The organism is Streptococcus sp. LMAG:39, from assembly GCF_008680485.1.
Taxonomy (GTDB): Bacteria; Bacillota; Bacilli; order Lactobacillales; family Streptococcaceae; genus Streptococcus; species Streptococcus pasteurianus.
In genome coordinates, this window is the sequence record NZ_NALE01000001.1 from 312,509 (window position 1) to 339,277 (window position 26,769).

The window sequence follows — 26,769 nt, forward strand, 5'->3', positions numbered from 1 at the left end:
CCTCCTTTACCATGTGAAGCGACCAGTATAATCAATGTTTTCATCTAAAGCATGTGATAATTTAGGTGATACACTTGTATATTGCCATGCCGCTGCTGATGAATAATAAGCAAGGGATTTAGCCGTTTCTTGATCTAAATAGGTGTATCCATAAACATAGTGAGCTACCCAGAAATTAGACATGCCAAATGTTGATGTGCTAACTTTTCCGCCCTTGATATCCAACCAACTTGCCATTGTATAGTAAACCAAGTCACCATAACCAAGGCGAGTCATTTCTTCTTTCCAAGCTTGCGTGTTAGCATTAATATCTCCATTTAGCATTTCTGAAGCTTCCATATCATTAACCATAACTGTTGAACTTGAAAGCCCTAATGATTTTGCAACCGAAACAAAGTATTGCGCTTCGGCTTTAGCTTCCGCAGCCGTTTCATAATGTGAATAATGATAAGCTGAAACTTTCAAACCAGCTGCTTGTGCGTTGCTAATTTGAGAACTTGCATATGGATTGGTATAACTTGTTCCTTCTGTCAATTTAACAACCACACCTGTAATTCCTTGACTCTTCAATGATAGGAATTCACTAACTGAAATAACGCCATTATGACTACTGATGTCAATGAAATAGGACGACTCTTGCTGAACAGGTTGGTCTGCATTAAAAGTATAGCTACCTAGATTATAACCTGATGTTGTCCCATCACTAAAATCAACATAGACATGCACCGTATAATCACCTTTGATGTAATCATGATACTTTTCATCTACTGTTAAGCTTGCTGTGCCATTAGTAATATCTGCTGTTGTATACCAGTAAAGGTTAGATTGATCACTTTCTGACCAAGCCGCTACACGAATGAATTTCAATTGCTTACTTGTGCTTGTCTCAGAGACTGTAACAGTCAATACTCCACTATCTTTATCATAATTTGAAACAGTTATTGTTGGTGCTGTTGCACTTGTTTCTGTGATTGTAAAACCTTTGGTTACAGCTAAGCCGATAAACTGATTACCGAGTTTGCTTTGCCCATAAACGTGAACATTGTAGTCACCTGAATCATAATGATGATCTTTCAATGAAATGGTACCAGTATAAGTTGATGAATCTTCTTTAGTCGCAATTAACCAATCAATATCATCTTGTCCGTTTACCGTACTCCAAACTGGTAAAGATACTGATTTGATATAAATTGGTACATTTGTCATCGTGACTTTGTAGGTATTGTCATCAACTTTAGTAATAGTTGTTTGAACATTTGGCTTTTCAATAACAATATCTGTCGCATCCAAAGCAACAGCTTTACCTGTTTCAAATGAATACGTGTGAATATGGTAAGTTCCATATCCTGAATGATTTTCATATGATGCTAAAGCTGTTCCAGAAGAACTTGCATCGTACCAAACCAAATCATCTTGACCTTTGTCATCTGACCAAACCGCAAATTTAACCTTGCTATAATCCGTTACGGTATTAGAATCCAATGTTAAAGCAATACCATCACTTGTCAGGGTTGCCGTCACATCGTTTTTAGGCGTTGGTTTTGTAATTTGATAAGCTCCCAAAACTTGCCCCACACGTGTACCGTCAGCGTAGTCAGTATAAACGTGAACATTGTAAATATCTGATGTGTTAGAATGATTAGCAATATCAATCGTTACACGCGCAGAATTATTGGTAATCGTTGGTGTATACCAGATAAGGTCGTCCTGCCCTTTATCCTCTGACCAGACAGCGATAGCAACTGATGTGATTGTTTTTGTTGCAGAGCTACCAGTGACAACGACATCAAATGTTGTTTTATTCTCAGAATAATTAACAACTGAAACTGTGGCATTAGGACGAGTATCTACATTATCAAAACCAGACGTTACTGCCAAACCAATTAAGCCACCTGTGATACTGCTTTGTCCATAAATATGGGCGCTATAATGACCATTGTTACTATTATGATTGGCAACTGAAATTGTAGCTTGATAAGTTCCTGTCCCAGTTTGTGTAGCAGAATACCATTTTATATCATCTTGGCCATTTTTATCAGACCAAACAGGTACTAAAATACTAGTAATGCTATCAGGCACATTACTAATTGTAATGGTGAAATTGCCATTGCTCGTTTGTGTAATATTTGTTGTGACTTCTGGACGTGCCACCGTTACAGTCATAGCATTCAAACCAGTAGCTTGACCATCTTGGAAAGAATAGGTGTGAATATTATAAACACCATAATCTTTATGATTTGATAAATCAATATAAGCTGCCCCAGAAGCATCTGCATCATACCAAACCAAATCATCTTGGTCATTATTGTCAGACCAAACCGCAAATTTTAGAGATTCTCCTGCTGTGATAATTCCATTATATTGAATGGAAAGCGTATTTCCAGAAACAGAAGCCTCTACTAATGATTTTTGAGTCTGGGTTGAAGTCACTTTCTTTGCTGTTGATTGCACCAATGACGTCGCAAGACTTGTTGTGTTGACTTCAGAAACAGTATCAGTATTCACGGTTAAAGTCTCATTGTCATCTTCCGTAGCTTCTTCATCCACAGCACTAGTGATTGTAGTGCTTGTTTCTACCACTTCTGCTGTTTGAGAATCCTCACTGACTTCTTCTGCTTTTTTATTAGCACTAGGGTTATCTGACATATCAGACAACCCTGACTCATTAGCTACTACTGTCGCATCTGTTGTGTCTGTAGTTGCTGAATCTATTGAAGAATTATTTTCAGAAACCGTTGTTTCGTTACCGCTATCTTCTACAAGCGACTGTTCAGATAACGATTCCGTTGCTTGTTCTACTTCGGATACAGATGTATCTGCAAAATTGTTTTCTGTCGTTGATGAAACTTGCTCCGCTTGAATATTCTCAGCTGTTGTAGAAATCGTTGTATTTTCATCTGCCAAAACTAAACCTGAGCTTAGAAAAGCTCCGATAATCACTGGCGATAAAAGACAACTTCGCAGGACATTCTTTTTCAAATGCTTCCTCCTCTTTCTTACTTCCTTTTCACCATTGTAACATGAATCTTTATGGCATTCAAGCGCATATAAATGCAGTATAACAAATAGCGACTTCAAAATCGCCGCCTTATGATTAATCTGGATAAATGTAGGTTACACTTCCACCCCAAAATGAATCAAGTGGATTAAACCAACCACGGAAATTCGCTATGTATTGATTTCCAGCGTAATTAGATTCTTTAACTTGAATACGTGTATTACTAGCTACATCTGTCACATAAGCTACGTGACCGTAACCGTCTCCATCATTGGGCCAAACTGCAATCGCCCCCACACGTGGCGTTGAACCAGTCCTAAATCCCTTAGCTCTGGCATTTGTAGCCCAGCCACCAGCATTTCCAAGCCAATTCGGAATCCATGGTGCTAATGATTTCACCGCCCAAGTACACTGACCAACAGGGTAAGTATTCGTTTCATTGATGTAAGTCGTGATACGAGGGGTTGGGGTAGCTTGTGGTTTATACGACTGATTAGAAAGTGCAAAATTAGCTGTTGAATTATCAGAGTAGATTACCGTTGCAGATACAGAAAAAGTATCCGCTTGGGAATTAATAGATTTCAAATCCACTACCTGACTGATTTTACCATAAGTAGTTGTCTTGGCTTCATATGTTTTTGATTTTTGAGAATTTGAATTAGATGTTACCTGAACGCGTAAAGTTGTAACTCTTTTTGACATGGCTTTTTCAGAAACATTAACTTTAAATGTTCCTGCTGTAACATTGCTATCACTAATGTTAACATCCGGACTTACCAAGCCACTAATTTGTTCTACTTTAAAACCTGTTGTTACAGCTAAACCTTCAAAGCTATTGCTGATTGCATTTTGACCATAGATATGGACACTATAATCTCCTAAAGCAAAACCATGATTAGCCAGTTGAACCCTTACTTTATAAGTATTCTCTGAAATTTTACTTGCCGTGTACCACTTAACATCATCTTGACCATTTACATTAGACCATGTCGGCACCGAGATAGATGACATATAATTTGGAACATTAGTTATTAAAACATCATAATTTTTATCATCAACTGGAGTAATTTGATAAGAAATATTTTGTCTATTAATTGTAATATCTTGACCGCTTATTCCAGTCATCTTTCCGTTTTGAAATAAGTAAGTGTGTATATTATACTTTCCATATCCGCTATGATTTTTCAAATCTGCTGATGTAATCCCTGTTCCAGTATCTGGATACCATTTAATATCATCTTGACCATCCTCCTCTGACCACACCGCATAATAAATGATACCGTTTGATGGGGCGTAAACGTCCGTTGCCATTTGAATGGCTCCATCTTTTACAGAAACTTGTGGCATATTAGGATTAATCTTAATATTCTCCAAAGCAACTCCTAAACGGCTACCATCTGAATAAGTGGTATAAACATGCGTGATATAATTTCCAGCACGATTACCATGATTAGCTAAATTAAACCGAACCCTAGCTTGACCATTCGAAATATCGGAAGTTGAATACCACTTAATATCATCCTGACCATTTTCTTCCGACCATACAGCTGCATCTACTTGTTTTATAGTCTTACCATTACTTGATTGTTGAGCAATAACTTCAAAAGTTTTACTCACTGAATCATAATTAGTTTTAGAAATAATGGCATTTCCTTGCTGATCAGCAAAAACTGGATGTGAAAGACAAGTTGCACCTAGTACAACCGTTGACAATAAAGCTGTTTTAAGTTTACTCAAAAAGCTGTTCTCCTCCTTTGTATAATGTGTTTACACTATATAATTCGGAAAAACAGCTATAAAATCTGGTATTATTTAATAATTTACCCTTTTTCTTTTACAATGTAAGCTGGGCGTTTTTTGGTTTCAAGGAAAATTTTGGAAATGTATTTTCCAATGATTCCGAGAGCAAGCAGTTGAATACCACCAATGAACAAGATGATACAAACTAGACTAGCCCAACCAGTGACGCTACCACCGATAGTCAATTTTCGAACAATAATAAATAAAATTCCTAAAATTGATGCTAAAAATGATACCGCACCAGCCCACAAAGAAAGATTCAATGGCGCTTCAGAAAAGTTGATGAACCCTTCCATTGAGTATTTTAATAAACTCCAAAAGTTCCATGACGTTTCACCAGCGACACGCTCACGATTTTCATAAGCAATGTAAGTCACATTGTAACCAACCCATGAGAAAATTCCCTTTGAAAAACGATTGACTTCACCAAGTTCTAAAATGCTATCAACAACTTGTCTAGTCATCAGACGGAAATCACGCGCACCGTCTACCATCTCAGTATCTGAAACAGCATTTATTATTTTATAAAACATCTTAGAAAAGAAAGAACGAATGACTGGTTCACCTTTACGGTCGGCGCGACGTGTTCCAACAACATCATAGCCTTCTAAAATCTTCTGATACATATTAATCAAAAGCTCAGGTGGATCTTGTAAGTCCGCATCCATAACAGTAATTAAATCACCATCAGCTGCCTCAAGCCCTGCTAAAAGCCCTGCTTCTTTCCCAAAGTTACGTGAGAAAGACAGATAATGAACGTTAGGAAAACGACTTGCAACATCACGCAATACGTTCAATGTCTCATCTTTTGAACCGTCATTAACAAAAATATAATCAAATACCAAATGATTTTTTAACTTTTGCTCGACTTTTTGAGTTTCTTCCAAAAATGGGTAAATTGTTTCTTGCTCATTGTAACAAGGAACAACGATAGATAGTTTTTTCATCTTAATAATAAGCCTTTCACAAGCTAGTTTTACACTTCTTACGTTTCCTAGTATATCATAAAGTTTTTACAAAAAAAATGAGGAAAGTATATTTCCATCATTTTTTACTACTATAAATTAAGAAGTTCTTAATTCCTTTACATATGTTGTAATATAATCTAGTCCAAAAGCAGATAATGGTAACAATAGATATACATATGGGTACACATACTGACTCTTCGTTTCCCAAATAAGGTGAAAAATAAAACCACCAGATAGATAAATTAAAGGAATTAAAAGATAAAGATTGACCGACTTCTTTTGAATGAATTGACTAAAAATGCTTGGAATAACACTCAAATATATCACAACCAATAATAATGCGGAAAAATAATACAGTAGCTTATAGATTGTTTTCCCATGATAAATACTGTCCATTAAACGCCCAGTAATTTTCTGACCTTCAACAGGCATCTTAGTAACTGGACCAGACCAAATAGATTCAAACAGACTATCTGTCCACGTTGAAAGAAATTTATTCTTGAAGAAATTCCATGCGTATTTAGGATGCTTAATCATGTAATTGATTCGGCTAGTAATCTGTTCTTCACTTGCCTTTTCGATATCTTCACTATCTCCATTATACTCATTATAAACATTTTCAACATACGCATCGTACCAACCAGCAACACGATTATAAAGCGGAGTGTCATTCAATCCCATTGCTATCCAAGCTATTTTGGGTTCTCCTTCTAGATTTGATGTGTTAGCTAAATTTTTATAATAACCAGATATCGCATGATTACTTGCAAAAATTGAAAATAACAGAATAACTATAAACGCTAAATTCTTCTTAGCTTTATTGCGAAGAAAATCTAATGTTAAAACAATAAGGATAGATGCTATTAAAATAATATAATTATTCCTAATAATATCTGATAGTGTCAAAAAAACAATGCTTAATATTAACGTGATCCATGTTCTTTTTTCAAAGTAAATTTGTAAAAAATAAAGTCCTATAATTGCAAAGAAAAGACCATAAGTTAATCCATAAACAAATAAAATATTGAAAAGGTGTGAGAAAAAGACGAATGATAATAGAATAACTAATTTTGAAATACTTTCTTTTTTAAATAAACGCTGAGTTATTTTCCAAAGAAAGAAATTATCAGCTATTGCCATCAGTAAATTTAAAATGAAAAATACCTTAACATTCGCCTCACCAAACAGCGTCAAAATTAAACGTTCAAAGCTAACCAAACCAAGTTGATGGGGATATTTGTGAAGATACCCCGAAACATCCGTCAAAATTTGAAAATCACCATTATTCAATGCTTTAGCCGCCTCTAAAACAGCTAAAGCATCATGGCGAAGCACATCGTTTTGATGAAGAATCAAATAAATCCCAAAGATAAGATAAAAAATAGTTCCAAAAATAAATAAGTAAGATTCTTTAATAAAAACTAACGAACGAACACAAAAATACAACAAAACAAGAAAAATAGCTAAGCTAATGAAAAAAACTATTCCATTTGTTTGCATATTTGATAGTTCAGAACCATCCATCGGCATATTAGTTCTTACTAAAATACTTGATATTCCTAAAAGTAAAAATAACAAGAATGACCACACAAGGATGGCTTTTTCTCCTAAAAAGGCAAGAAATTTCAAAAGACTTCTCCTTATAAAAAGGTTAAAAACTTCAAATTGCTACATTTTCCTTCTCTCTAATTGAATTATATTTTTTAAAATCAAAATATATTTCCTTCACAATCATTAAAATAACAATTAATAATGAAAAAATTAGAGGAGTATATGTTCTAACACCTGAAGCATAAATAGTTGGTGATAATGATACTGTCATTCGTGCAGCATATCCAGCTGCTAAAATAACAATAGCCGTCAAACCATCTTTCCACTCTTTAAAAATTAAGAATACAATCACTCCGATTACACATAAAATTAAAGTGTATAGGACTAATAAATAAAGATTTTCTTTTATACTAAAGTAACTTGTATCAGACCTATCATTTTGGTCATCAATAATTCTTTGAACAGCAGTCAACAAATTACTTATACCAAATCTATGAATAATAATAGTGTAAATAATTGTTCCTGAAATAAAAGCTGAAAAATATTGTTTTTTAACAATAGTAGCCACAATAAGCAAACAAAGGAAAAGAAAAACAATATTCAACTCAGAAGTAACAAATAATACACGATTAGTCTCTAAATATCCTTTGATAACCTTTATAGGAAAAGATAGATTTTCAAAGTCAGGATACCATAGTTTTGATTCATAAAATACACGATTATCAGATCCTGGTGATAGTAAACCAGAAACAATCCCTACAAAAGATACAATGGTTGCAATCAAATAATTTTTATCTACTCTTCGATTATCTAAATATGACTTAATGAATAAATAGATAAATAAAATAAATCCATAAACAGTAAACTGTTCTTGCATGCAAGCAAAAATAAGAAATGGTAGAGATACCAAAGTATATAAGCGTTTCTTTTGTAAAATACAATACCATGCAATAACAAAAGAAATCATTGGAAAAAGATAGTTAGTAACAGTTGCAATCAATCCTGCACTTGTGAAAAATAAGCTAGGAAAAGAAAGAAGAAAAATAACTGGTGATACAAACTGCAATTTCCAATATTTTTCTTTATTTAAAAAGATTCCATTAAAGCAGTAGAAGAAAATTACTAAAGAAATCAACATTGTCAAATCAAAAAATAGGTAATGATTTGACATAAACATAGTTGTTGATTCAATTAATAACCTACTTGACCAAGTTTTATAACGATAAATGGCAAACTCAAAGAAGCCATATTTTTTAGCCATATGTGCAAAGCTAGTCTGATCACCAGCGTCATTAATATAAATAATAGACTCCAATGTAAACAGGAAGCTAATAAAAGCATAATAGATTGGTAAAATAAATTTTTTCTTTTTCATAATTAATTACTCACTTTAAAAAAATCTTCATATGGTTTCAGGTATCCCTTCCCTGAAACCATATCGTACTCAACAAGTTTTAAATCATTCGCAATTTCTTCTTGTTCATCAGTCAATTCTTCTTTATCAACACTGGCATTGTTTAGAACATCTGTCAATAAAGCATAGTATGGAGAAACCTTAGAATTAGTTCCAGCTAATAACTCAGCTGGAAAATCACTAGAATTAACTAGTGGGTATGATAACACTTCTGTCGGATAATTACTCCAAATAAAATAATCTGTCTGATATTGCCCAGCAAGATTGTCAGCAAAAGAATCTTGAGGATAGAAACCAGGTAAGTGGTCACCATAGAAAACAACTGTAATTTTTTGGTCAATTTGCGATAATTCTTGTAGCCACTCTTGAGTAGCTTGGTCTGTTTGATACAGTAATTTGGCATAATTATCCATGTAATAATTCTCACCAGGTGAAAATCCTTCACCAGATCCCCCTACTTCAGATTCTTCATCTAAATTCCACGGAGCATGATTCTGATATGTAATAACCGAGAAAAATTGATTTTTATTGGGATCGATATTGTCTAGCACTATCTGATAAGTTGAAGCATCACTAGGATATACACCATAATGTTCCAAATGTGTAGCATCTTCAGTACCGTTACTTGCAGCAATAAAAGTATCAAAGCCTAATTCACGATACACTTCCTTACGCGAATAGGTAGTTGCATCACCTAAATGAATGACATACTTATCTTCAGAACTATAAAAATCACTAATAGATGGGAAATAAGTCATTTGAGGAACAACATCAGTATATAACGTTGAAACTGATGCTGAAAGGTTATACATTGGCAACCCAGTCAATGTCTCAAACTCCATATTAGCTGTTCCACCACCATAACCGTCTGATTTCATTAATCCACTGGTCGTAGATTCTTTTACAGAACGAATTACAGGAATAGGGTCAGTTGTCAGATTCACATTTGAAATACGAGTAGGGTCAGAAAAACTTTCGCTTAATACATAAATAACTGTTTGATCTGAAATATCGTTTGATCGCGTTGCATTTATTGTCTGTGCTTCTTCTGTATATTTTTCAACAATATTTTTAATAGCTTCTTGGCTATATCCCTCTGGCTTGTCCATTGTTTTCGAAGTGAGTTGTTTAAGCCAAACAAATGTTAAAGAACGCTCACGTGCAACCGTTCCTTGCCCCATCCATTCTATATTTTCATAGTTATTTAATTTAGATAATACTGGTATATTTTCAGCTATATCACCATCTTCTTGTTGAAGAAATACAGCAAATACATAGCTAAAAAGTGCTAAAATACCGACAATAGTTGCTAAACGCACCTTCCATTTTTTTGTAATCACTCCTCTAAGTAATTGATTTCTAAATATGTAGAAGATCACTACTGTTATTGCCAAACCAATTAAAGAATAAAAAATTAGAGTCACATCAATATAAGAAATTACCAGTCTAATCTCTTTTATCCAACTTAAATCGCTGAACAACAATGGCTCATTACGCATACTAAATTTTATACTATTTGCAACAGTAATTATAATATCTAAAATAATAATAAAAGTCGTTGTACGTAAAATATGATTAACAATCATATAAAGGAGCAAATTAAATAAAGCAATAACTACTATCTGAAATAGCGTTGCTGAAGGAAAAATATAGCGATCTAGTACTGCGCCATCACTTTTGATACCATATTGAAATAAATAATTAAACACTAGAGCTAAAAAGAAACTTAGCACAACAACAATAGCATAATTAGGTCTATTTTCTTTCAACGGTGTATATGAATTTAAAACAAAATAAACCAAAAGACAACTCAAAATTAATGTTATCGCTACACTTCCTGCAACATTTAAAAGATAATCAATGTAGTTTCCTTTTTCTATGAAATCTGCGACTTTCTCTGACATCATATCCAAAAATAGATTATCATTAAGTGCTAGTGAAGCGATAAGACCAATAGAAATCGCTGGATAGTAGTCAAATTCAACTAAGAAACCATCTATCTTTTCTTTTAATTGTAGTCTATTAGAAATATGAAAAATCAGAGTCGCTAGACCTACAATGAGGATGATTGTTGGCAAAAAAGAGTATTGTAAAAAATCATTCTTAAAAAAATGCCACCAAATAAATCCATCATTATTTAAATTTCTTGTAACAACTAAAAAATAAGAGACTAACGAATAAATCACATAACCACTTATTAATTCAACAAAGAAGCGTTTCTTAATATAATTTGATAAATAGATTGCTACTCCTAAAATAGATATAATATATGCTATAACATTAAAAATGTTAAGTGTAACAAATTGATTTGGTAAGTTGCTAATTTGTTCCCTTAACAAGGAAAAATTAATAAGGGAAAAATTGATATAAAATAAAAAGATGAATAAAAGTATGAAATGTAGAATTTTTAGCCAATTAACCTCTAAAAAAGCATTCTTAACCTTTTCTTTCATGCGTCATTTTCTCCAGAGTTCTTTTTATAATATATTTAACAGCTCTAGCTGGTCCGACAAAAATATATTTGAAAGCACCTTTTATACCACCCATATGTGTGAAATCAACATAGGTATGTGGTGCACTATCTCCGCGCTCGTTATAGAGTTTATTATCCACAAACGGTGTTATATCAATTGGATTTTGAGAAATTCTAAAATCATAGTGTTCATTCCAGGCAATATAGACAAGAAGGCGTTCGATAGCATGTAAAATAGAATTTTGAGGTAATGGTTCAGCTGGAACATCATTATCCGTTAGATTCAACTCAAATAGTGGTTTCAAAGCATCGTACTTAAACCAAACAAAAGTACCATAGCTCATGACAAAGGTATGGAAATTATTAAAATCAATAGTTTTCGTCATACCCATTTTTTGCCACAAATCATTCATTTCAGGTGCAATTAAATGCTCATTCCAAGCATCTACAATTTTATTGTATCTAAAGAAAGTTGGGATATCTGCAATAACAAGACCTAATTTATCATTTGCAAAATTAGCAAGAATATTATCAGCTGGCTTGATAAGCATATCAATTAATTCATTGCGCCATGATTCTCCTGCCCAAAAATCAGCTTCTTTAGATTTTTTAGTATGGAAATGTCCAATATAATCGTACTCTGACAAATACTCTTTTAATTTCAACATTGGCAAAACATCACGACCAATATTACCTGTTACAAAAATACGAGCATTTTTAGCATTCTGATTTAAAATAGCTTCAATTTCCGATTTTTTAGTATCATTATCAGTTGTAATGAATAAATCATAGGCAAAATGGAAATTTTTAAATGCTCCTAAGAAATCTTCTAACAAATCAACATAAAAGACATGAAGATGCACCGCTATTTTCTTATCTGATAAAGAAACAGGTGCTGCTGTCTGAACATATTTTCGCGCTAAAAGATATTTAAAATCAGGAAAATTAATTTCAGACATGTGTGAAATAATCAAGTCTACTGGATAATCTGATTTCTTAGCAATTTCTTCTAAGAGATATGGCGCTATATGCTGATTATTATCGATTGCTTTAACCTTTATAAAAGGAACTTTATGGTCCAAAATTGCTGTTGGATGATAAAATGAAAAATCAGCATGCAACATGTGACTAGCATCTTCGTTTACGGTATTAAAAATAACATCATACTTGAAGCCAGCATCTAAAAATTTAGTTGTCACTTGTGTTTCATAATTGTTGATAACATCTTGAACATTTGTATAATTTTTTATATTCTCCCAAAATTCTCTAAATGTGTGGGAAGTAATTACAGATCTTTTAAAAGTAATGAAATAACTTTGGATATGTTCACGAAAACCTTGTGTATAACGAGATTTTGGAGTCTCACGGTTATTTGTTAACCCCCAAAAATCCACATTTTCATCTGCTTCGTATTTTAAATAATGTTCTTTGATATCCCATAATGGTCCAAAACAAGTGTCATTCATAATAGTGATGGAATCATAAGAGTCTAATGTTTCAAAACCAACTTCTGTCATTCCATCTCGCCAAGCAGCAAAATCAAAACCAATATTTTCTCTTTGAATAAACTGATCCATTAATCGAAGTTCGACTATTTTATGATAATCTTGCTCATTAATTGAACTATTTGAGATGAATACTACTTTAGAAAAAAGTGGACGCATTTTTGTCAATTGATAATAAACATGCGAACTAACACGATTGTACTTATTAAAATGGACGTACAATAATAAACGTTTCATTATTTTCTCCTAAAAAAGTTGATGATTGCTGTTGGGATTTTCCAACGACGTGAATGCGTAACAGAGTTATAGGCGACAACCATTTTCTCTAATTCTCGCTTATAATAGTGTCTTTCATCATTTACTTGTTTAAATTTTACTCTATACGCTTCCAATTCTCTAACTTCTTTTTGTAAATGTGACAAATCTTGAGAGAGAACTTTAGCAATATAATCCTCACGATTAATATCATCAACATTAAACATAACATACTCTAATGTGAATGATCTCTGATTTAGTATTGAAATATCATAAATTAATTGAGGATCAGAATTTCTGAACATAACATAGTTTCCGATAATGTCCCCATTTGAAAAACTAGGTAATAGTTCTGTTTGATATCCCGTTGTAGAAAGAGACACTCGCTGATAGAAACTAGGTAGTTCGGATAAATCTATCCGTAGGCTAGTTGCCTCTTTTGGAAGTTCAAAGTGGATAGTATCTTGATACTGTAATTGAAACTCTAGTGTTTTATCCTGAGAAAACCCTTCTTCCAAAGTGGCATAATAAATAGTCACTTTTTGTGAACTTACTCGAGAATGAAAATAATCCCACTGAGATAGTTCCTTTTCAAAATTATTATGTCGTTCCAATAAGATACAAAGGATTTCTTTATAGTTAGTATTAGGATACTTTTCGAGGTAAGCTAACTGAGTTTCTAATAATTTATCAAACCTTTTATCCAAGGCTTCCTTACTTTTTGGACGTGAATCTGAACCTTGATTAACACGATAGGCTACTGTTGCTTCTGGTAAAAAACTAAATTGAGTATGATTAAATAAATCAAGTTGCAAATTAAAAGTGTCATCAGCTGTGTCAACATCAGCTTTTAACATTTCATTTGCAAGCAACATTAACTCACGTTTTACCAACCATGTAGATGGCGCTGTAAAACCACGTGTTGCCATCATTTTTTCATAAGAATCAGAGAGTTCAATAATCTGCCGAGTAAAAACGTGTTTTTCAGTAGTAACACCATTTACATCAACAAAATCAACATCAGTTCCACACCACTGTGAGTTGGGATGTTCTTGTAAAAACTCCAATTGTTTTTTTAATTTGTAATCATCTATCCAGTAATCATCCCCATCACAACGAGCGATATACTCCCCACGAGCAGCTAAACATGCTTTTATCCAAGTTTCTGCAATCCCTAGGTTTCTGTCGTTATATATTGCAACGATTTTATCAGGATAATTTTTGGCGAATTCCTGAATAATCTCTTTTGAATTGTCTGTTGAAGCATCATCAATAAGGATAATTTCCAAAGTAACATTTTTCTGCTTTAGAAAACTTTCAATTGCTTGATTTAGCCATTTTCCCTTATTGTAAACCGTACAGATAACAGAAACTGTTGGAGCATTTTCTACTGACATCTGATGTCTCTCATCCTTTCTAAAAACCTGACTATTTATTCTGATAAAATGTTCCAATTACCATTTCTCTGGATAATACCTGATGCAGAATCTAATGCTGATAAATCATCTAAAGCTATATCATCTCGATTAATGACGATAATAGGTGAATTATCAGAGTTAGCAAAAGCATACATTTCCTTAGATTTTCCAAGAATAGTAACTTCCAACTTCAATTTCATATCGTTTACTTGATTTAGTGAACATGAATATGAATATGATTTATAACCAAGACCAGTTGTAGGAATATCGGTAGCATTATCATTATACATCCAGATTTTTCTATCAATATCCGTCAACGAGAATACAATATGAGTTTCAACATCTTGAAGAACATCGTATGAAATTTTGAATTCGATTTTTTCTTTCGGCGTAATTTTGTTTGGAGATATTAATTCTACTTTTAAATTATCAACATAACGCTCAACATTTTTTTCATCGTCTTCTTTGTCATCTGTTTGAGCATCTTGTGGTGCTGATGAAACCGCATTATCAAAGCTATATTGATTGGCAACATCTTCTGGGTCACCATAAGATTTAACCAAACCATCTTCAATCAAAACAGCACGATTACAATATTTTTTAACTGCGCCCATATCATGGGTTACAAGAATAGTCGTTTTTCCTGAAGCTTTGCGTTCCATAAAGTAATCATTACATTTACGTTGGAAAGCTTCATCACCAACTGCAAGGACTTCATCAAGGATAAGCACGTCACCTTGAGCTTTGATGGCTACTGAAAAGGCTAGACGAACTTGCATACCACTTGAGTAATTTTTGAGTTTTTGATTCATAAATTCTTCAAGTTCTGCAAATTCAACGATATCATCATACATAGCATCTATTTCTTCGGTCGTAAAACCAAGCATAGCGCCATTCATATAAATATTTTCACGTCCTGTTAGCTCTGGATTAAATCCAACACCAAGTTCAATAAAAGATACCATTTTACCATCTACGGTAACTTTCCCTTTTTCGGGAACATAGATTTGAGAGATGATTTTCAAAAGGGTTGATTTTCCTGAACCATTTCGTCCAACAATTCCAAAGAAATCTCCCTTGTAAACATCAAATGAAATATCTTTCAAAACATGTTGTTCTCGGTACCCTTTAATTCCTTTAAAACGATTAACTAGCGCTGTACGCAAACTATGTGTTGCTTCCGTTGGCAATTTAAAATACTTACTAACGTGGTCAACTTTTACTGCAATTTCTTTATCTGACATTATAAAATCTCCGCAAACTTCTTAGCATTTTTATGGAAAATAGTATATCCAATAATAAGAATTAAGACTGGAAGGATATAAGGAATTACTCCCCAAATATGATTATTATAAAGATCCCAGCCACGCATACTACCTGAATAAACAATATAATGACGCAAATCTTGAATAATTTGTGCTAATGGATTTAACATCATCAATTTTGCCACAGTAACTTGATTTTTTTGAATAATAAAAGTCAATGAATAAATAACAGGTGTCGCATACATACCTGCCTGCATAACAACTTCCCAAATTGGACCCAAGTCACGATATTTAACAAATAAAGCCGCAAGAATAAAAGCAATTCCTGCTGATATCATTGCTAACTCAATAAATAGTGGAATAATAATTAGAAAACTCCAACTAAGATGAACACCGTTAATAAGAGCAAAAACAAAAACCACCAAAAGATTAATGCCGTAGTTAATCGCTGCTCCTACTACTGATGAAACAACAATGATTTCTTTGGAAAAGTTCATTTTACGTAATAAATCGCCACGAGTAACAATGGACACCATTCCCATATTTGTAGCTTCTTGGAAGAATGACCATGTCACCATACCGAGAAGTACCCCAATAGCATAATGTGGTGTTCCATCATCCAAACGTAAAAAACGAATAAAAACTAGATACATGATTGTGAAGAGCATCAATGGTTTTAAGATTGACCATAAGTGCCCAATTAAACTTCCTTGGTAACGAAGTTTAAAATCTGTTTTTACCATCTCTTTTAATAAGATTTTATTTTCTTTACTAAAGAATTTCATTTATTTCTCCTATAACCAAATTTGGTAATAATTAGTGTTTTAAAGACAAGCGTATGGAAGTTTCTGTTCTTACGTAAGCCATATTTGTTTAAAGTGTGAATACGCTGAGACAATGATTTATCCATAATAGTTGTAAAGTTTTCAACTAATTCTCTGTTTTCTGGTGATAAATTTAAGTCTAGCAGAAAACGCGCTTGTGTTTGACTGGCATCAATTAACCACCAATATTTTTCAACGAGTTTATGTGGTTTTAACCAGTTTTTCATCCGTTTGGACCATGTTCTTGCTCCAAGAACATTAGCGTCATGCTGACGATACAATTCTGTTGGGTAATCAAGGTAAACCAAATGTCCCAAGGCACTAGCAATCAATGCTAAATACCAGTCATGCATTAAGAGATTATCCGTTGTTGTCCAAAGCTCGGCAAGAGCATGATTGATCATCGCTGTTCCACCAGTTACCGTATTTTCGGTTAATTCTTGAACTAGCGTAGTATTGGCATGGTCAGACTGTGTTTTAATCATGCTTTCATGCAAAACGTTTAGCTCTCTATCAACAATTTTTAAATCCGTATAAACGAGTAACGGTTTGTCATTGCTATATTTTTCAGCTTCAGCTAAAGTCACTGCTAATTTATCTTCCAACCAAATATCATCTTGGTCAGAAAAGAAATAATAGTCAGCTTTGCTATGTTTTAAAAGCGTATAAAAGTTTTTAATGACACCAAAATTTTCACGATTATCAGCATTGATAAAGACAATACGTGAATCCTTTTGAGCATATTGCTGAATAATTTCTGGTGTGCGGTCGCTAGAGCCGTCGTCTCGGATATATAATGTCCAGTCTTTGACTATTTGTTTTTGAATACTTTTAATCTGCTCAGCCAAAAATTGTTCACCATTGTAGGTGGACATGAGAATATTAATTTTCATTTAAAAACAGTTCCTCATACTCTCCTACTATTTTTTCCCATGTGTAATTTTGTTTAACAATCGCACGGGCACGGTTTCCATATTCTGTAAAATCATAATGACCATCTGCATCATTTATCAAACATGATAAATTACCAGAGGTTTTATTCCAATAAAAAGCACTTGCATCAGCTACTGATTTATTGAAATCAACATCAAGGACAAGATTAAGTTTAGTATGTCCTAGAGCTTCAAGCAGACCTGGATTTGTTCCTCCAACTTCATGTCCATGAATGTAGGCAAATGCATTTTCTCGGATATAATTTAACAAATCACGGTCATAAACTGTTCCAACAAACTTCACACGTTTATCTCTTTCAAAATTTGTCAACCGTTTCAATTTGTCAAAATAAGGGTTGTTCTTATGGTTACAAATGATAATCAAATCACGCTTAGTATTTGATTTCATAAATTCTCGGATTGCTGTTTCGTAGTTATTTTCTGGAACAAATCGTCCGACAATCAAGTAATAGCCATTTTCCTTTGTTTGCCAGTTTTCAAAGCATTTTCTAACCTTATAATCATCAGCAGTCAAACTTGACTTTGTCAAGTCGGTTCCATAAGCAATAAATCGTGTCTTAGCTTCTGGATAAGACTCCTGAATATAAGTTTCAATACCGACATTATCTGAAATCACCAAATCAGCCGTTTTAGCCATTGATTTTTCAGCATATTTTAAATAAGCTTGAACAGGTTTTGACCATTTAGATCGTTTCCATTCCAAACCATCGGGATTGACAAAAACTTTACCACCGACAGCGTGAATTTTCTTAGCAAAGGGCACGATAAAAGCACCAATCGTATTTCCCAAAATATAAAAAATAGGGTGTTCAATACGCTCTTTTTTTACCATTTGAAGTCCATACTTAATAGCCATCATATCATAAGCGATGACCCGAGCAGGACCAATCTTAGGTGCCTTGATGGTAAAGCAATCCGCGCCTTCATAGCTAAAGTGCGTTTGATGCTTATCGTCACTCAAACAAGCCACATGATAAACAATGTCTGCGCTCTGCTTATTTTTTACCAACTCCTCAACAAAAGTCTCGAAACCACCGTATTTTGCTGGTAATCCACGACTTCCGATGATGAATACATGTTGCATGGCACACTTCTCCATTCTAAAATACAATCGCTTTTATTATACCATAATTTACATAAGCTGGCGAAAGAAAAAAGGAAAGTCAAAGCAACAGAATGTGATTAATTGTACAATTTTTAATACTGCAAAAGCAGCTAGGGCGTCACAATCAAAAATGAGGTTAGAAAATCTCCTAACCCCATAATCATGTTTTGGAACTGCGATGAACAATTATTATTTTTTAACGTCTTGTTTGTAAAATTCCTGCAAAGCTTCTTGCCATGTTGGGATAACAAAACCAGTTGCTTTAGCTTTAGCAAGGCTCATTGTTGAGTTAAGTGGGCGTTTTGCTTTAGCTGGGAACTGACTTGAATCAACTGGTTTCACCACAACGTCAGTATCTTTCAAGATTTCCACTGCGAAATCATACCAAGTTGTATCTTCGGCAGCATCATTTGACAAATGATAATAACCAAACTCTTTTTGATTTTCTGTCAAATAAGTCATAAATTCAGCTAAAGTACGAGTCCATGTTGGACGACCATGTTGGTCATTGACAACAGTTAATGTATCATGTGTTTTGGCAAGGTTTTGCATTGTGAAAACAAAGTTCTTACCATAATTACCAAATACCCAAGCTGTACGGATGATGTAGAATCTATCAGTGTATTTTTCAACAGCTTCTTCACCAAGACGTTTTGTACGTCCGTATTCTGTTTGAGGGTCTGGTGTATCATCAACTTCCCATTCTTGATCAACTGGTTTCTTTCCGTCAAAAACGTAGTCAGTTGAAATGTAAACAAGAGTTGCACCATATTTAGCAGCTGCTTTGGCAACAATTTCTGTACCTGTTACGTTGATAGCATAGTCAAGTTCTTTACCTTCATCTTCGGCAGCATCAACGGCTGTATAAGCCGCGCAATGGTAAACAAGTGTGGGTTTTACTTGCGCAAATACTTCATCAACTTTTTCAGCGTTTGTGATGTCCATTTCCGCAACATCAACCGCCACGTACTCTTCACCACGTTCATCTAATAAATAGCGTAATTCTGTTCCTAATTGCCCATTGGCACCTGTAACTAAAATCATGTTAGAACTCCTTTAAATTCATTCCCTAATATTTTACACTATTTTTTCAGAAAAAGCACTAGAAAAAGAGGATAGCTTCACTCCTCCTTAATTATATTTTTCTTTTTCAGAATCATGTTTTCCACACGAAATAGCTGTTTGCTCTTTCATTTTAAGAACATTATTAAAGTTTGTATTACTAGGCATATTTTCGATATGATACCAATAAACATCCGAATTTCCACTAATTCATATTCAATAAAAAATTATATTTATTTATAAAAAAGACCAACAATCTAACGATTGCCGGTCTTTTACTGTTTGTTAATAGTTATCTAATCCCTAAAGCAATGCGAGCGTAGCGGCTCATCTTATCTACCGTCCAAGCTGGGTACCAAACCAACTTCACTTCGGTATTTGTTACCTCTGGAATTTCACGCATCACATCATGAATTTGATCTGTAAGAAGGTCAGCGAGTGGACACCCCATTGTCGTCAATGTCATATCAATTTCAGTATGACCATTTTGCTCAAAACGTATTTCATAAACAAGACCTAGATTGACAATATCAATGCCCAATTCTGGGTCAATAACCATTTCCAAAGCTTCAAGAATACGGTCTTTAATTTTTGCTACTTCTTCTTCAGTATATTTTTGTCCTGACACAAGCGAACCTCACAATTAATAATTAATCTTCGATAAAATCACGGAGTTGTTTACTACGGCTTGGGTGGCGTAGTTTACGAAGAGCTTTGGCTTCAATTTGACGAATACGTTCACGCGTCACATTGAAAACTTTACCAACATCTTCTAATGTACGCATTTTACCATCATCAAGACCAAAACGCAAACGTAAAACATTCTCTTCACGGTCTGTCAACGTATCCAAAACTTCGTCCAATTGTTCACGAAGCACGACACGAGTTGTGTAATCTACTGGATTTTCAATAACTTCATCTTCAATGAAATCACCAAGATGACTGTCATCTTCTTCACCAATTGGTGTTTCCAATGAAACAGGTTCTTGAGCAATTTTCAAAATTTCACGAACTTTGTCAGGTGTCATATCCATACGCTCCGCAATTTGTTCAGGTGTTGGGTCTTGACCAAGTTCTTGAAGGAGATTACGTTGTTCACGAACAAGTTTATTAATAGTTTCAACCATGTGAACAGGAATACGAATCGTACGAGCTTGGTCAGCAATAGCACGTGTGATAGCCTGACGAATCCACCATGTTGCATAGGTCGAGAATTTGAATCCTTTTGAGTAGTCAAATTTATCAACAGCTTTCATCAATCCCATGTTTCCTTCTTGAATAAGGTCAAGAAATTGCATACCCCGCCCAACGTAACGTTTTGCAATTGAAACAACCAAACGCAAGTTAGCTTCAGCCAAACGTTGTTTTGCTTGAAGGTCACCAGTAGCAACGGCAACAGCCAATTCTTTTTCTTCCTCGCTAGTGAGCAATGGCACAACACCAATTTCTTTGAGGTACATACGAACTGGATCATTAACCTTGGCGGAATTACTACCAAGCAATTCTTCGTCTGTCAATTCTTCTGGTTTTGGTTCTTCAACGATGTATTTTGTTGATGGATTTCCTTCTTTGTCCGTGATTGAAATACCACCATCTGTCAAACGTTCCAAAAGGTCATCTATTTGATCGGCATCTAATGAAAATGGAATAACTAATTTTTCAGTTACTTCATCATCGACGGCAGTGCCGTTCTTTTTGTGATTACGAATAAATTCTGCAACTTGAACATTAAAGGTTGTAATTTCTTTTTCTTTTGCCATATTTTCCTCTATTCCATATTTCTTTTTTGGGCAATGAGATTTTCCAAAGCCGCTAAAGCTGCATCAACATCTCCAAGATTGCTAGACTCACGAATGAGTTTACTTTGCTTTTGCAAATCTCTTTCTTGAAGAAGCTGATCACGCTTGTCAATAATTTCCTCTATTTCATTATTCGCAATTTCGTCTGGTAAATTTTCCTCCAACACGCGATAATACATCTGGCACGTTTGGTCATCAAGTTGCGCCAAATCATAGGAATTCACCTCACCTTGCTGCACTAATAAATCATACAAAGCTTGCAACTCTTGGGTATCAAAGATAAATTCGCCACGATTTCTAAATTCATTGAGGAGATAATCGTGTGTCAAAAGTCGGTGCATTAACTGACTTTCTGCTTTGATAATTGCAGATATATTCTTAGACATAGGTAATTCTACAACAGTCGCTCGTTGCTTAACTACTTCTGCTTGCATATTTGAGCGATTTTGCAGACGTTCACTATTTACCGATTGCTCGACTTGATAGTAATCAAAGTCAGGCAATAAATCAGCGACCATATTAATATACGAATTTTGTGCTGTAATTGACGGCGATTGCGCAATAATTTTTGAAATTTGCTCGACATAAGCAATCTCAGCTTGGAGATTATCGTTATTTTCAGGTTTCAAATAATGAATAAAAAATTCTGTACTACTTATCCTGTTATTCTCAAGCAAATTTGCCAAAGCTTGTGGTGAATTTTTTTTGATAAATTCATCAGGATCCATTTGCTCAGGAACACGCACAATCTCAACATTAAAGTCTTTTAGAAGTTCCAAAGACTTGGCAATCGCATTTTGACCAGCGTTATCACCATCATAAGTCAAAATCACTTTTTTGGTGTAACGCTTCAGATGTCTAACATGATCTGGGGTCAATGCCGTTCCCATAGAAGCGACAGCATTTTCAATACCAGCACGGTAGGCAGCAATAACGTCCATAAAACCTTCCATCAAATAGACTTCATGTTTTTTCGACATTACTGGACGAGCTTTATCTAAATGATAAAGTTCATACGACTTATTGAACAGCGCTGTAGAACGAGTATTCTTATACTTTGCTTGCTTATTTTCAAGGTCCTCTTTGGTCCAAATCCGTCCCGAAAATGCAACAATCTGGCCACTGTCATCGGTCAACGGAAACATAATCCGATTTTGAAAAGCATCATAAACATGATTTGTTCTTTCGGACAAATTAAAAAGACCTGAACCCATCAAAACATTCTCATCATAGCGTTTCGCTAGAGATTGATATAAAAAATCAGGTTCGTTTGGCGACAATCCAATATTAAAATAATCAATCAGCTCATCTGTCAAACCACGTTGCGCTAGATATCTTTTTGCTTCTTGCCCTTCTTTTGTTGTCTTTAAAACAGCATTGTAAAACTTAGCCGCATCTTTATGAATGTCAATCAATATCTGATTAGGATTTTGTGGCTTTGTTTGCGTCTGTTGAACATCAATTTTCAAAGAGATTCCAGCGCGCTCAGCTACCAGATGAACACTTTCTAAAAAGCTAACCTGACGATATTCTTCCAAAAACTTATAAACATCACCAGATTTTCCGCAACCAAAACAATGAAAAAATTGCTTGTCTTCTATGACATTAAAAGATGGCGTTTTTTCCTTGTGAAATGGACAAAGCCCAATATAGTTGCGACCAGCACGTGTAAGACTAACCACCTCGCCAATAACATCAACAATATTAACGCTATTTTTTATCTCGGAAATTAATTCTTTGTCAATTGCCAAAAGATCACCTCCACGCACTAACCCCATTTTAGTTTTGTATTTCATTATAACATTTTGAGCAGCATTTGTAAATCTAAAGCTCCGAATAGTTGCAATGATTTTAGAAAATCGAAATCTTTTTTCACTTTAGTTTCTTGATATTTTCATTTCAACAAAACTATTTCCAGTATAAAAAGTATTTTTACTGAAGTGCTCAAAATTAGTATTTAATGAATAAGAATATCAATTTTGAATATTTCTCTAAATAAATAATAGATTTATTCAAATTTCCAGACAAATAACTGCTTTTTGTATACTTTTTTTGATAGAATAGTGCTGTTAATGTTTCATTTAGGAGGTTTTCTATGATTAAAGAACTCAAAAAGTTTTTGTTCAAGGCCAATGTCCTTGACCTTGCTGTCGCTGTTGTTATTGGTGCAGCTTTCAACGCTATTGTAACATCGCTTGTTGAAGATGTTATCACTCCACTTTTTCTTAACCCTGCTTTGAAAGCTGCTGGTGTGGAAAAAATTGCAGAGCTTTCTTGGCATGGTGTTGCCTATGGTAGTTTCTTAAGCGCTATTATTAATTTTCTAATTGTTGGTACAACCCTCTTCTTCATCGTCAAAGCCGCTAAGGCTGCTTCTGATTTTGGTAAAAAATACGATGAAGTGGAAGAAGAAACTGCACCTACACAAGAAGAACTTCTTACAGAAATCCGCGATTTGTTGAAAGAAAAATAATTTTTCAATCTAGAGTAATAAAAAGAGACGCTTGGCGCCTCTTTTCTTGTATCTAAATTTAATTAGAATTTTTTACGTTTGCGAGCTGCTTCTGATTTGCGTTTACGTTTTACAGAAGGTTTTTCGTAGAATTCACGCTTACGTGATTCTTGAAGAGTCCCAGCTTTAGTCACAGAACGTTTGAAACGACGAAGTGCATCGTCAAGCGATTCGTTTTTACGTACTACTGTTTTTGACATATGTTTCACCTCCTCAAGATATTGTAACATTTACACGTTCCCTAATAGGATACCTAATTTATCAAAAAAAGTCAATCCTTACACGCATTAAAATGCCATAAAAATTTTAAAAAATATTTTCGGTAAAATTTTCACCATGCTTATGATTTTTTAAGGCTTTCTCGCCATATATTAACAATTCTAAAACTTTTCTTTTTCATAATCTCCTAAAAGACGACTGCCAATGGCGGTCGTTTTTTTTGGGGGGAGGGATATAAAAGAGGTTGAGACAAAAAGTTCCCACCCTCCTCTATTATTGAGTCACAATTGCAAAGCGCAGCGACTAAGTAGATTCTAACACGCTGACAAATCAGCTTTTATAACCCTCTTTTTGGATGTCAAGCTTCACTTGACTTTATCTTCCACCTCAAAAGTTTCCCCACCCTTTTAAGCTATTCGGAGGGTGAGAGTAAAACAATTCAATGAATTGTTTTACTCAGCAATAAGAAATTAAGACTTGCTGAAAATCAAGTTTCTACGAAACTACTGATTTCTGTCTCACTCCCTTTCTTATTCGTCTTCATCAACCGCATCACCTGTGAGTTGAGCTGCATCTGAAATGAATTGTTTGTATTTATCTTCTTTGGCTAATTTTTTGATGACTTTGTTAACCGTTTTTACCAATTCGCCGCTATCTTTTGGCATAGCTACTGCTTTGGCATCACCTTCGCCTGTTTCAAGAGCAAAGCTTGCTAGGGCTAAGTCAGAATTTTGTGAAAGGTAACCTTCTGCGACTGGTTTTTCCAAATCGACAGCTTGAACTTGACCAGATTTTAATTCATTAATAGCTTCGCCCATAGCTGTTAACGAAACAATGTTAGAATCTGATAGTTGATCTTTTGCCAAACCTTCTTCAATCGTTCCTTTTTGAACTGCCACTTTTAAACCTGACAAACTGTCAACTGATGTATAAGTATCAACATCACTCGCTTTAACTAAGATAGCATTTTCAGTCTCATAATAGGCATCTGAAAAGTCATAGACTTTGGCACGTTCTTCAGTATAAGACAAACCAGAGATTGCCATGTCAGCTTTTCCTGTTTGAAGACTTGAAAGAACATTATCAAAACTCATTGATGATAGTTCTAACTCGACACCAAGTTCATCAGCAATAGCTTGTGCCAATTCCACATCAGCACCAACAATGGTATCTTTGCCATCAACCAAAGCCTTGAACTCAAACGGGGCGTAGTCTGGGCTGATAGCCACGACTAATTTTCCTTTTTTGACAATTTTTTCTTGTAAATTTTCATTTGATGACGAGCCACAAGCAGCTAACGTCAGCACAGAAATAAGCGCAAGAATCCCTAAAAATATTTTTTTGATTTTCATATTTATTCTCTTTTCTCTTAAACTTATCTCTATTTTAGCTATTTTTTTGCAATACGTCAACGATTTTTTGAATAAAAATTCATTTTGTGAATTGCTCGTATTTTACGGCATTTCCTTAAAATTCTTTCAAACATGCAGATAATAACTGCAAGCCTTGTTTTAGTGTTTCTTGCTGGCAAGAATAGCCTAAACGAACATAGCCTTCTCTGTCAAAACGATTTCCTGGAACCAATAGAACACCATATTTTTGCAATAACGTTAAGCAAAATGCTTCGATTGGAACATTAACATCAAGCTTAACAAAAGATGTCGGCACTTCAGCAGGACGAATGTAAGACGCTTTGGGTTCTGAGGCAATCCATTGGTCAAGAATTGCCAAATTTTCTCTGATAATATGGCGATTTCGTGCCAAAATAGCTTCCCTATGTTTGAGCGCTAAACTAGCTACCATATCATCAAAAATACCCGCACAAATCATGGTGTAATCTCGATACCCTCGTAAAATATCAGTCACCTCACCACAAGCTGCTACCCAACCAACACGAATGCCAGGTAGTGAAAATGTTTTTGAGAGACTATTAACCGAGATTCCCTTATCATATAAATCTACAATAGAGGAAACTCTTTTAGTCGTAAACGAACAATAAACCTCATCTGCCAAAATATAAGCACCACACGATTTAGCAATCGCAACTAACTCCTGCAGATACTCATCGTCCATAACAGCTCCTGTTGGATTATTGGCATTATTAATGCAAATCATTTTAGTATTTGGGCGAATCAACTGGCGCAACTCATCTAAATCAGGCAACCAATCATTTTCCTCTTTGACTTGCCAAAGGTCAACTTCGGCTCCCAATGATTTCGGAATATCGTACAACTGCTGGTAAGTTGGATAGATAGAAATCACATGGTCTTTCGGTTCAATCAATCCATATAAAACCAACATGTTCGCTCCCGTCGCCCCATTCGTCTGAAGAATCTGACTTTCTGATACAGAATGGTAGAGATTACTAACTGCTTTTTTAAAGTCAGGTGAGCCTTCAATCCAACCATAATTTAACTTTTTAGTTAATAATTCTTGGTAAAATTCTTCTTGCGAAACGCCAGTCAATTCAAATAATTCCTGCAAGGTTAGCGCCTCAATCGAAACGCCTGCAATATCATAGACTGCTTCCTTTTCATGGACATTGAGCCATTCTTCAACGCCAAAACGTGGTAATTTCATCTCAAACCTCACGAACTTTCTATTACTATCATCATTTTACCATGATGACATAAAAACTGGGAGTAAAA

The 26,769-nt window shown here is 34.5% G+C and carries 20 protein-coding genes; 1 reads left to right on the forward strand and 19 read right to left on the reverse strand.

Annotated elements, in window-relative coordinates; all coding sequences use genetic code 11:
• Positions 1 to 6 precede the first annotated feature (6 nt).
• The 16 genes from CCC20_RS01580 to dnaG all read right to left on the reverse strand — a co-directional run bounded on the left by CCC20_RS01580 (position 7) and on the right by dnaG (position 23,168).
• Positions 7 to 2,979, reverse strand: a complete 2,973-nt coding sequence (locus CCC20_RS01580) for a GBS Bsp-like repeat-containing protein (protein WP_270619525.1) — start codon at positions 2,977 to 2,979, stop codon at positions 7 to 9.
• A gap of 115 nt (positions 2,980 to 3,094) precedes the next feature.
• On the reverse strand, positions 3,095 to 4,735 hold the full coding sequence (locus CCC20_RS01585) for a GBS Bsp-like repeat-containing protein (RefSeq protein WP_069788913.1): 1,641 nt from the start codon (positions 4,733 to 4,735) through the stop codon (positions 3,095 to 3,097).
• 83 nt (positions 4,736 to 4,818) lie between these two features.
• The gene (locus tag CCC20_RS01590) at positions 4,819 to 5,745 is read right to left on the reverse strand and encodes a glycosyltransferase family 2 protein (RefSeq protein WP_003065433.1); all 927 of its coding nucleotides are present in this window, start codon (positions 5,743 to 5,745) and stop codon (positions 4,819 to 4,821) included.
• A gap of 117 nt (positions 5,746 to 5,862) precedes the next feature.
• Positions 5,863 to 7,395 (reverse strand): glycosyltransferase family protein, encoded by a 1,533-nt coding sequence (locus CCC20_RS01595; protein ID WP_117566899.1) that lies wholly within the window; start codon positions 7,393 to 7,395, stop codon positions 5,863 to 5,865.
• 31 nt (positions 7,396 to 7,426) lie between these two features.
• On the reverse strand, positions 7,427 to 8,692 hold the full coding sequence (locus CCC20_RS01600) for a hypothetical protein (protein WP_069788911.1): 1,266 nt from the start codon (positions 8,690 to 8,692) through the stop codon (positions 7,427 to 7,429).
• Positions 8,693 to 8,694: 2 nt separating this feature from the next.
• A complete protein-coding gene (locus CCC20_RS01605) occupies positions 8,695 to 11,184 on the reverse strand; it encodes an LTA synthase family protein (protein WP_069788910.1) in 2,490 nt (829 codons plus the stop codon).
• Positions 11,168 to 12,946, reverse strand: a complete 1,779-nt coding sequence (locus CCC20_RS01610; protein WP_117566897.1) for a rhamnan synthesis F family protein — start codon at positions 12,944 to 12,946, stop codon at positions 11,168 to 11,170. Before CCC20_RS01610 ends, CCC20_RS01605 begins: the two co-directional genes overlap by 17 nt.
• Positions 12,946 to 14,361 carry a glycosyltransferase family 2 protein gene (locus tag CCC20_RS01615; RefSeq protein WP_069788995.1) on the reverse strand — a complete coding sequence of 472 codons (1,416 nt, stop codon included), beginning with the start codon at positions 14,359 to 14,361 and terminating at the stop codon, positions 12,946 to 12,948. The genes CCC20_RS01610 and CCC20_RS01615 overlap by 1 nt, the downstream gene beginning before the upstream one ends.
• 35 nt (positions 14,362 to 14,396) lie before the next feature.
• On the reverse strand, positions 14,397 to 15,626 hold the full coding sequence (locus tag CCC20_RS01620) for an ABC transporter ATP-binding protein (RefSeq protein WP_069788908.1): 1,230 nt from the start codon (positions 15,624 to 15,626) through the stop codon (positions 14,397 to 14,399).
• Positions 15,626 to 16,432, reverse strand: a complete 807-nt coding sequence (locus CCC20_RS01625) for an ABC transporter permease (protein ID WP_069788907.1) — start codon at positions 16,430 to 16,432, stop codon at positions 15,626 to 15,628. The genes CCC20_RS01620 and CCC20_RS01625 overlap by 1 nt, the downstream gene beginning before the upstream one ends.
• Complete coding sequence (locus CCC20_RS01630) at positions 16,429 to 17,364, reverse strand: glycosyltransferase family 2 protein (protein ID WP_069788906.1); 936 nt, start codon at positions 17,362 to 17,364, stop codon at positions 16,429 to 16,431. The genes CCC20_RS01625 and CCC20_RS01630 overlap by 4 nt, the downstream gene beginning before the upstream one ends.
• A complete protein-coding gene (cps2T, locus tag CCC20_RS01635) occupies positions 17,354 to 18,508 on the reverse strand; it encodes a beta 1-4 rhamnosyltransferase Cps2T (protein ID WP_013852023.1) in 1,155 nt (384 codons plus the stop codon). Before cps2T ends, CCC20_RS01630 begins: the two co-directional genes overlap by 11 nt.
• A 210-nt stretch (positions 18,509 to 18,718) precedes the next feature.
• A complete protein-coding gene (gene rfbD / locus CCC20_RS01640) occupies positions 18,719 to 19,573 on the reverse strand; it encodes a dTDP-4-dehydrorhamnose reductase (RefSeq protein WP_270619522.1) in 855 nt (284 codons plus the stop codon).
• A gap of 310 nt (positions 19,574 to 19,883) precedes the next feature.
• Positions 19,884 to 20,219, reverse strand: a complete 336-nt coding sequence (locus CCC20_RS01645) for a metal-sulfur cluster assembly factor (RefSeq protein ID WP_003065452.1) — start codon at positions 20,217 to 20,219, stop codon at positions 19,884 to 19,886.
• Positions 20,220 to 20,241: 22 nt separating this feature from the next.
• Positions 20,242 to 21,351 (reverse strand): RNA polymerase sigma factor RpoD, encoded by a 1,110-nt coding sequence (rpoD, locus tag CCC20_RS01650; RefSeq protein WP_003065454.1) that lies wholly within the window; start codon positions 21,349 to 21,351, stop codon positions 20,242 to 20,244.
• An 8-nt stretch (positions 21,352 to 21,359) separates the two neighbouring features.
• Positions 21,360 to 23,168 carry a DNA primase gene (gene dnaG, locus CCC20_RS01655; protein ID WP_069788994.1) on the reverse strand — a complete coding sequence of 603 codons (1,809 nt, stop codon included), beginning with the start codon at positions 23,166 to 23,168 and terminating at the stop codon, positions 21,360 to 21,362.
• A 317-nt stretch (positions 23,169 to 23,485) separates the two neighbouring features.
• Between dnaG and mscL the strand changes: the two genes are divergently transcribed.
• Positions 23,486 to 23,863 (forward strand): large conductance mechanosensitive channel protein MscL, encoded by a 378-nt coding sequence (gene mscL, locus CCC20_RS01660; protein ID WP_003065458.1) that lies wholly within the window; start codon positions 23,486 to 23,488, stop codon positions 23,861 to 23,863.
• A 62-nt stretch (positions 23,864 to 23,925) separates the two neighbouring features.
• Here mscL and rpsU read toward each other — a convergent pair whose 3' ends face one another.
• The 3 genes from rpsU to CCC20_RS01675 form a co-directional block, all read right to left on the reverse strand.
• Positions 23,926 to 24,102: a 30S ribosomal protein S21 gene (rpsU, locus tag CCC20_RS01665; RefSeq protein ID WP_000048058.1), complete on the reverse strand. Its 177-nt coding sequence runs from the start codon at positions 24,100 to 24,102 to the stop codon at positions 23,926 to 23,928.
• Positions 24,103 to 24,651: 549 nt separating this feature from the next.
• Positions 24,652 to 25,473, reverse strand: coding sequence for an ABC transporter substrate-binding protein (locus tag CCC20_RS01670; RefSeq protein ID WP_013852026.1), 822 nt, complete (start codon positions 25,471 to 25,473; stop codon positions 24,652 to 24,654).
• 115 nt (positions 25,474 to 25,588) lie between these two features.
• Positions 25,589 to 26,701 carry an aminotransferase gene (locus CCC20_RS01675; protein ID WP_003065464.1) on the reverse strand — a complete coding sequence of 371 codons (1,113 nt, stop codon included), beginning with the start codon at positions 26,699 to 26,701 and terminating at the stop codon, positions 25,589 to 25,591.
• Between the last annotated feature and the right edge of the window lie 68 nt (positions 26,702 to 26,769).

Bases quoted from the DNA above. Each gene is read 5' to 3' on its own strand.
- CCC20_RS01630 (WP_069788906.1), bottom strand. From the start codon at position 17,364: ATGAAAATTAATATTCTCATGTCCACCTACAATGGTGAACAATTTTTG.
- CCC20_RS01610 (WP_117566897.1), bottom strand. From the start codon at position 12,946: ATGAAACGTTTATTATTGTACGTCCATTTTAATAAGTACAATCGTGTT.
- CCC20_RS01600 (WP_069788911.1), bottom strand. From the start codon at position 8,692: ATGAAAAAGAAAAAATTTATTTTACCAATCTATTATGCTTTTATTAGC.
- CCC20_RS01620 (WP_069788908.1), bottom strand. From the start codon at position 15,626: ATGTCAGATAAAGAAATTGCAGTAAAAGTTGACCACGTTAGTAAGTAT.
- rfbD (WP_270619522.1), bottom strand. From the start codon at position 19,573: ATGATTTTAGTTACAGGTGCCAATGGGCAATTAGGAACAGAATTACGC.
- dnaG (WP_069788994.1), bottom strand. From the start codon at position 23,168: ATGGGGTTAGTGCGTGGAGGTGATCTTTTGGCAATTGACAAAGAATTA.
- rpoD (WP_003065454.1), bottom strand. From the start codon at position 21,351: ATGGCAAAAGAAAAAGAAATTACAACCTTTAATGTTCAAGTTGCAGAA.
- CCC20_RS01670 (WP_013852026.1), bottom strand. From the start codon at position 25,473: ATGAAAATCAAAAAAATATTTTTAGGGATTCTTGCGCTTATTTCTGTG.
- mscL (WP_003065458.1), top strand. From the start codon at position 23,486: ATGATTAAAGAACTCAAAAAGTTTTTGTTCAAGGCCAATGTCCTTGAC.
- CCC20_RS01590 (WP_003065433.1), bottom strand. From the start codon at position 5,745: ATGAAAAAACTATCTATCGTTGTTCCTTGTTACAATGAGCAAGAAACA.
- CCC20_RS01625 (WP_069788907.1), bottom strand. From the start codon at position 16,432: ATGAAATTCTTTAGTAAAGAAAATAAAATCTTATTAAAAGAGATGGTA.
- rpsU (WP_000048058.1), bottom strand. From the start codon at position 24,102: ATGTCAAAAACAGTAGTACGTAAAAACGAATCGCTTGACGATGCACTT.
- CCC20_RS01615 (WP_069788995.1), bottom strand. From the start codon at position 14,361: ATGTCAGTAGAAAATGCTCCAACAGTTTCTGTTATCTGTACGGTTTAC.
- cps2T (WP_013852023.1), bottom strand. From the start codon at position 18,508: ATGCAACATGTATTCATCATCGGAAGTCGTGGATTACCAGCAAAATAC.
- CCC20_RS01675 (WP_003065464.1), bottom strand. From the start codon at position 26,701: ATGAAATTACCACGTTTTGGCGTTGAAGAATGGCTCAATGTCCATGAA.
- CCC20_RS01605 (WP_069788910.1), bottom strand. From the start codon at position 11,184: ATGAAAGAAAAGGTTAAGAATGCTTTTTTAGAGGTTAATTGGCTAAAA.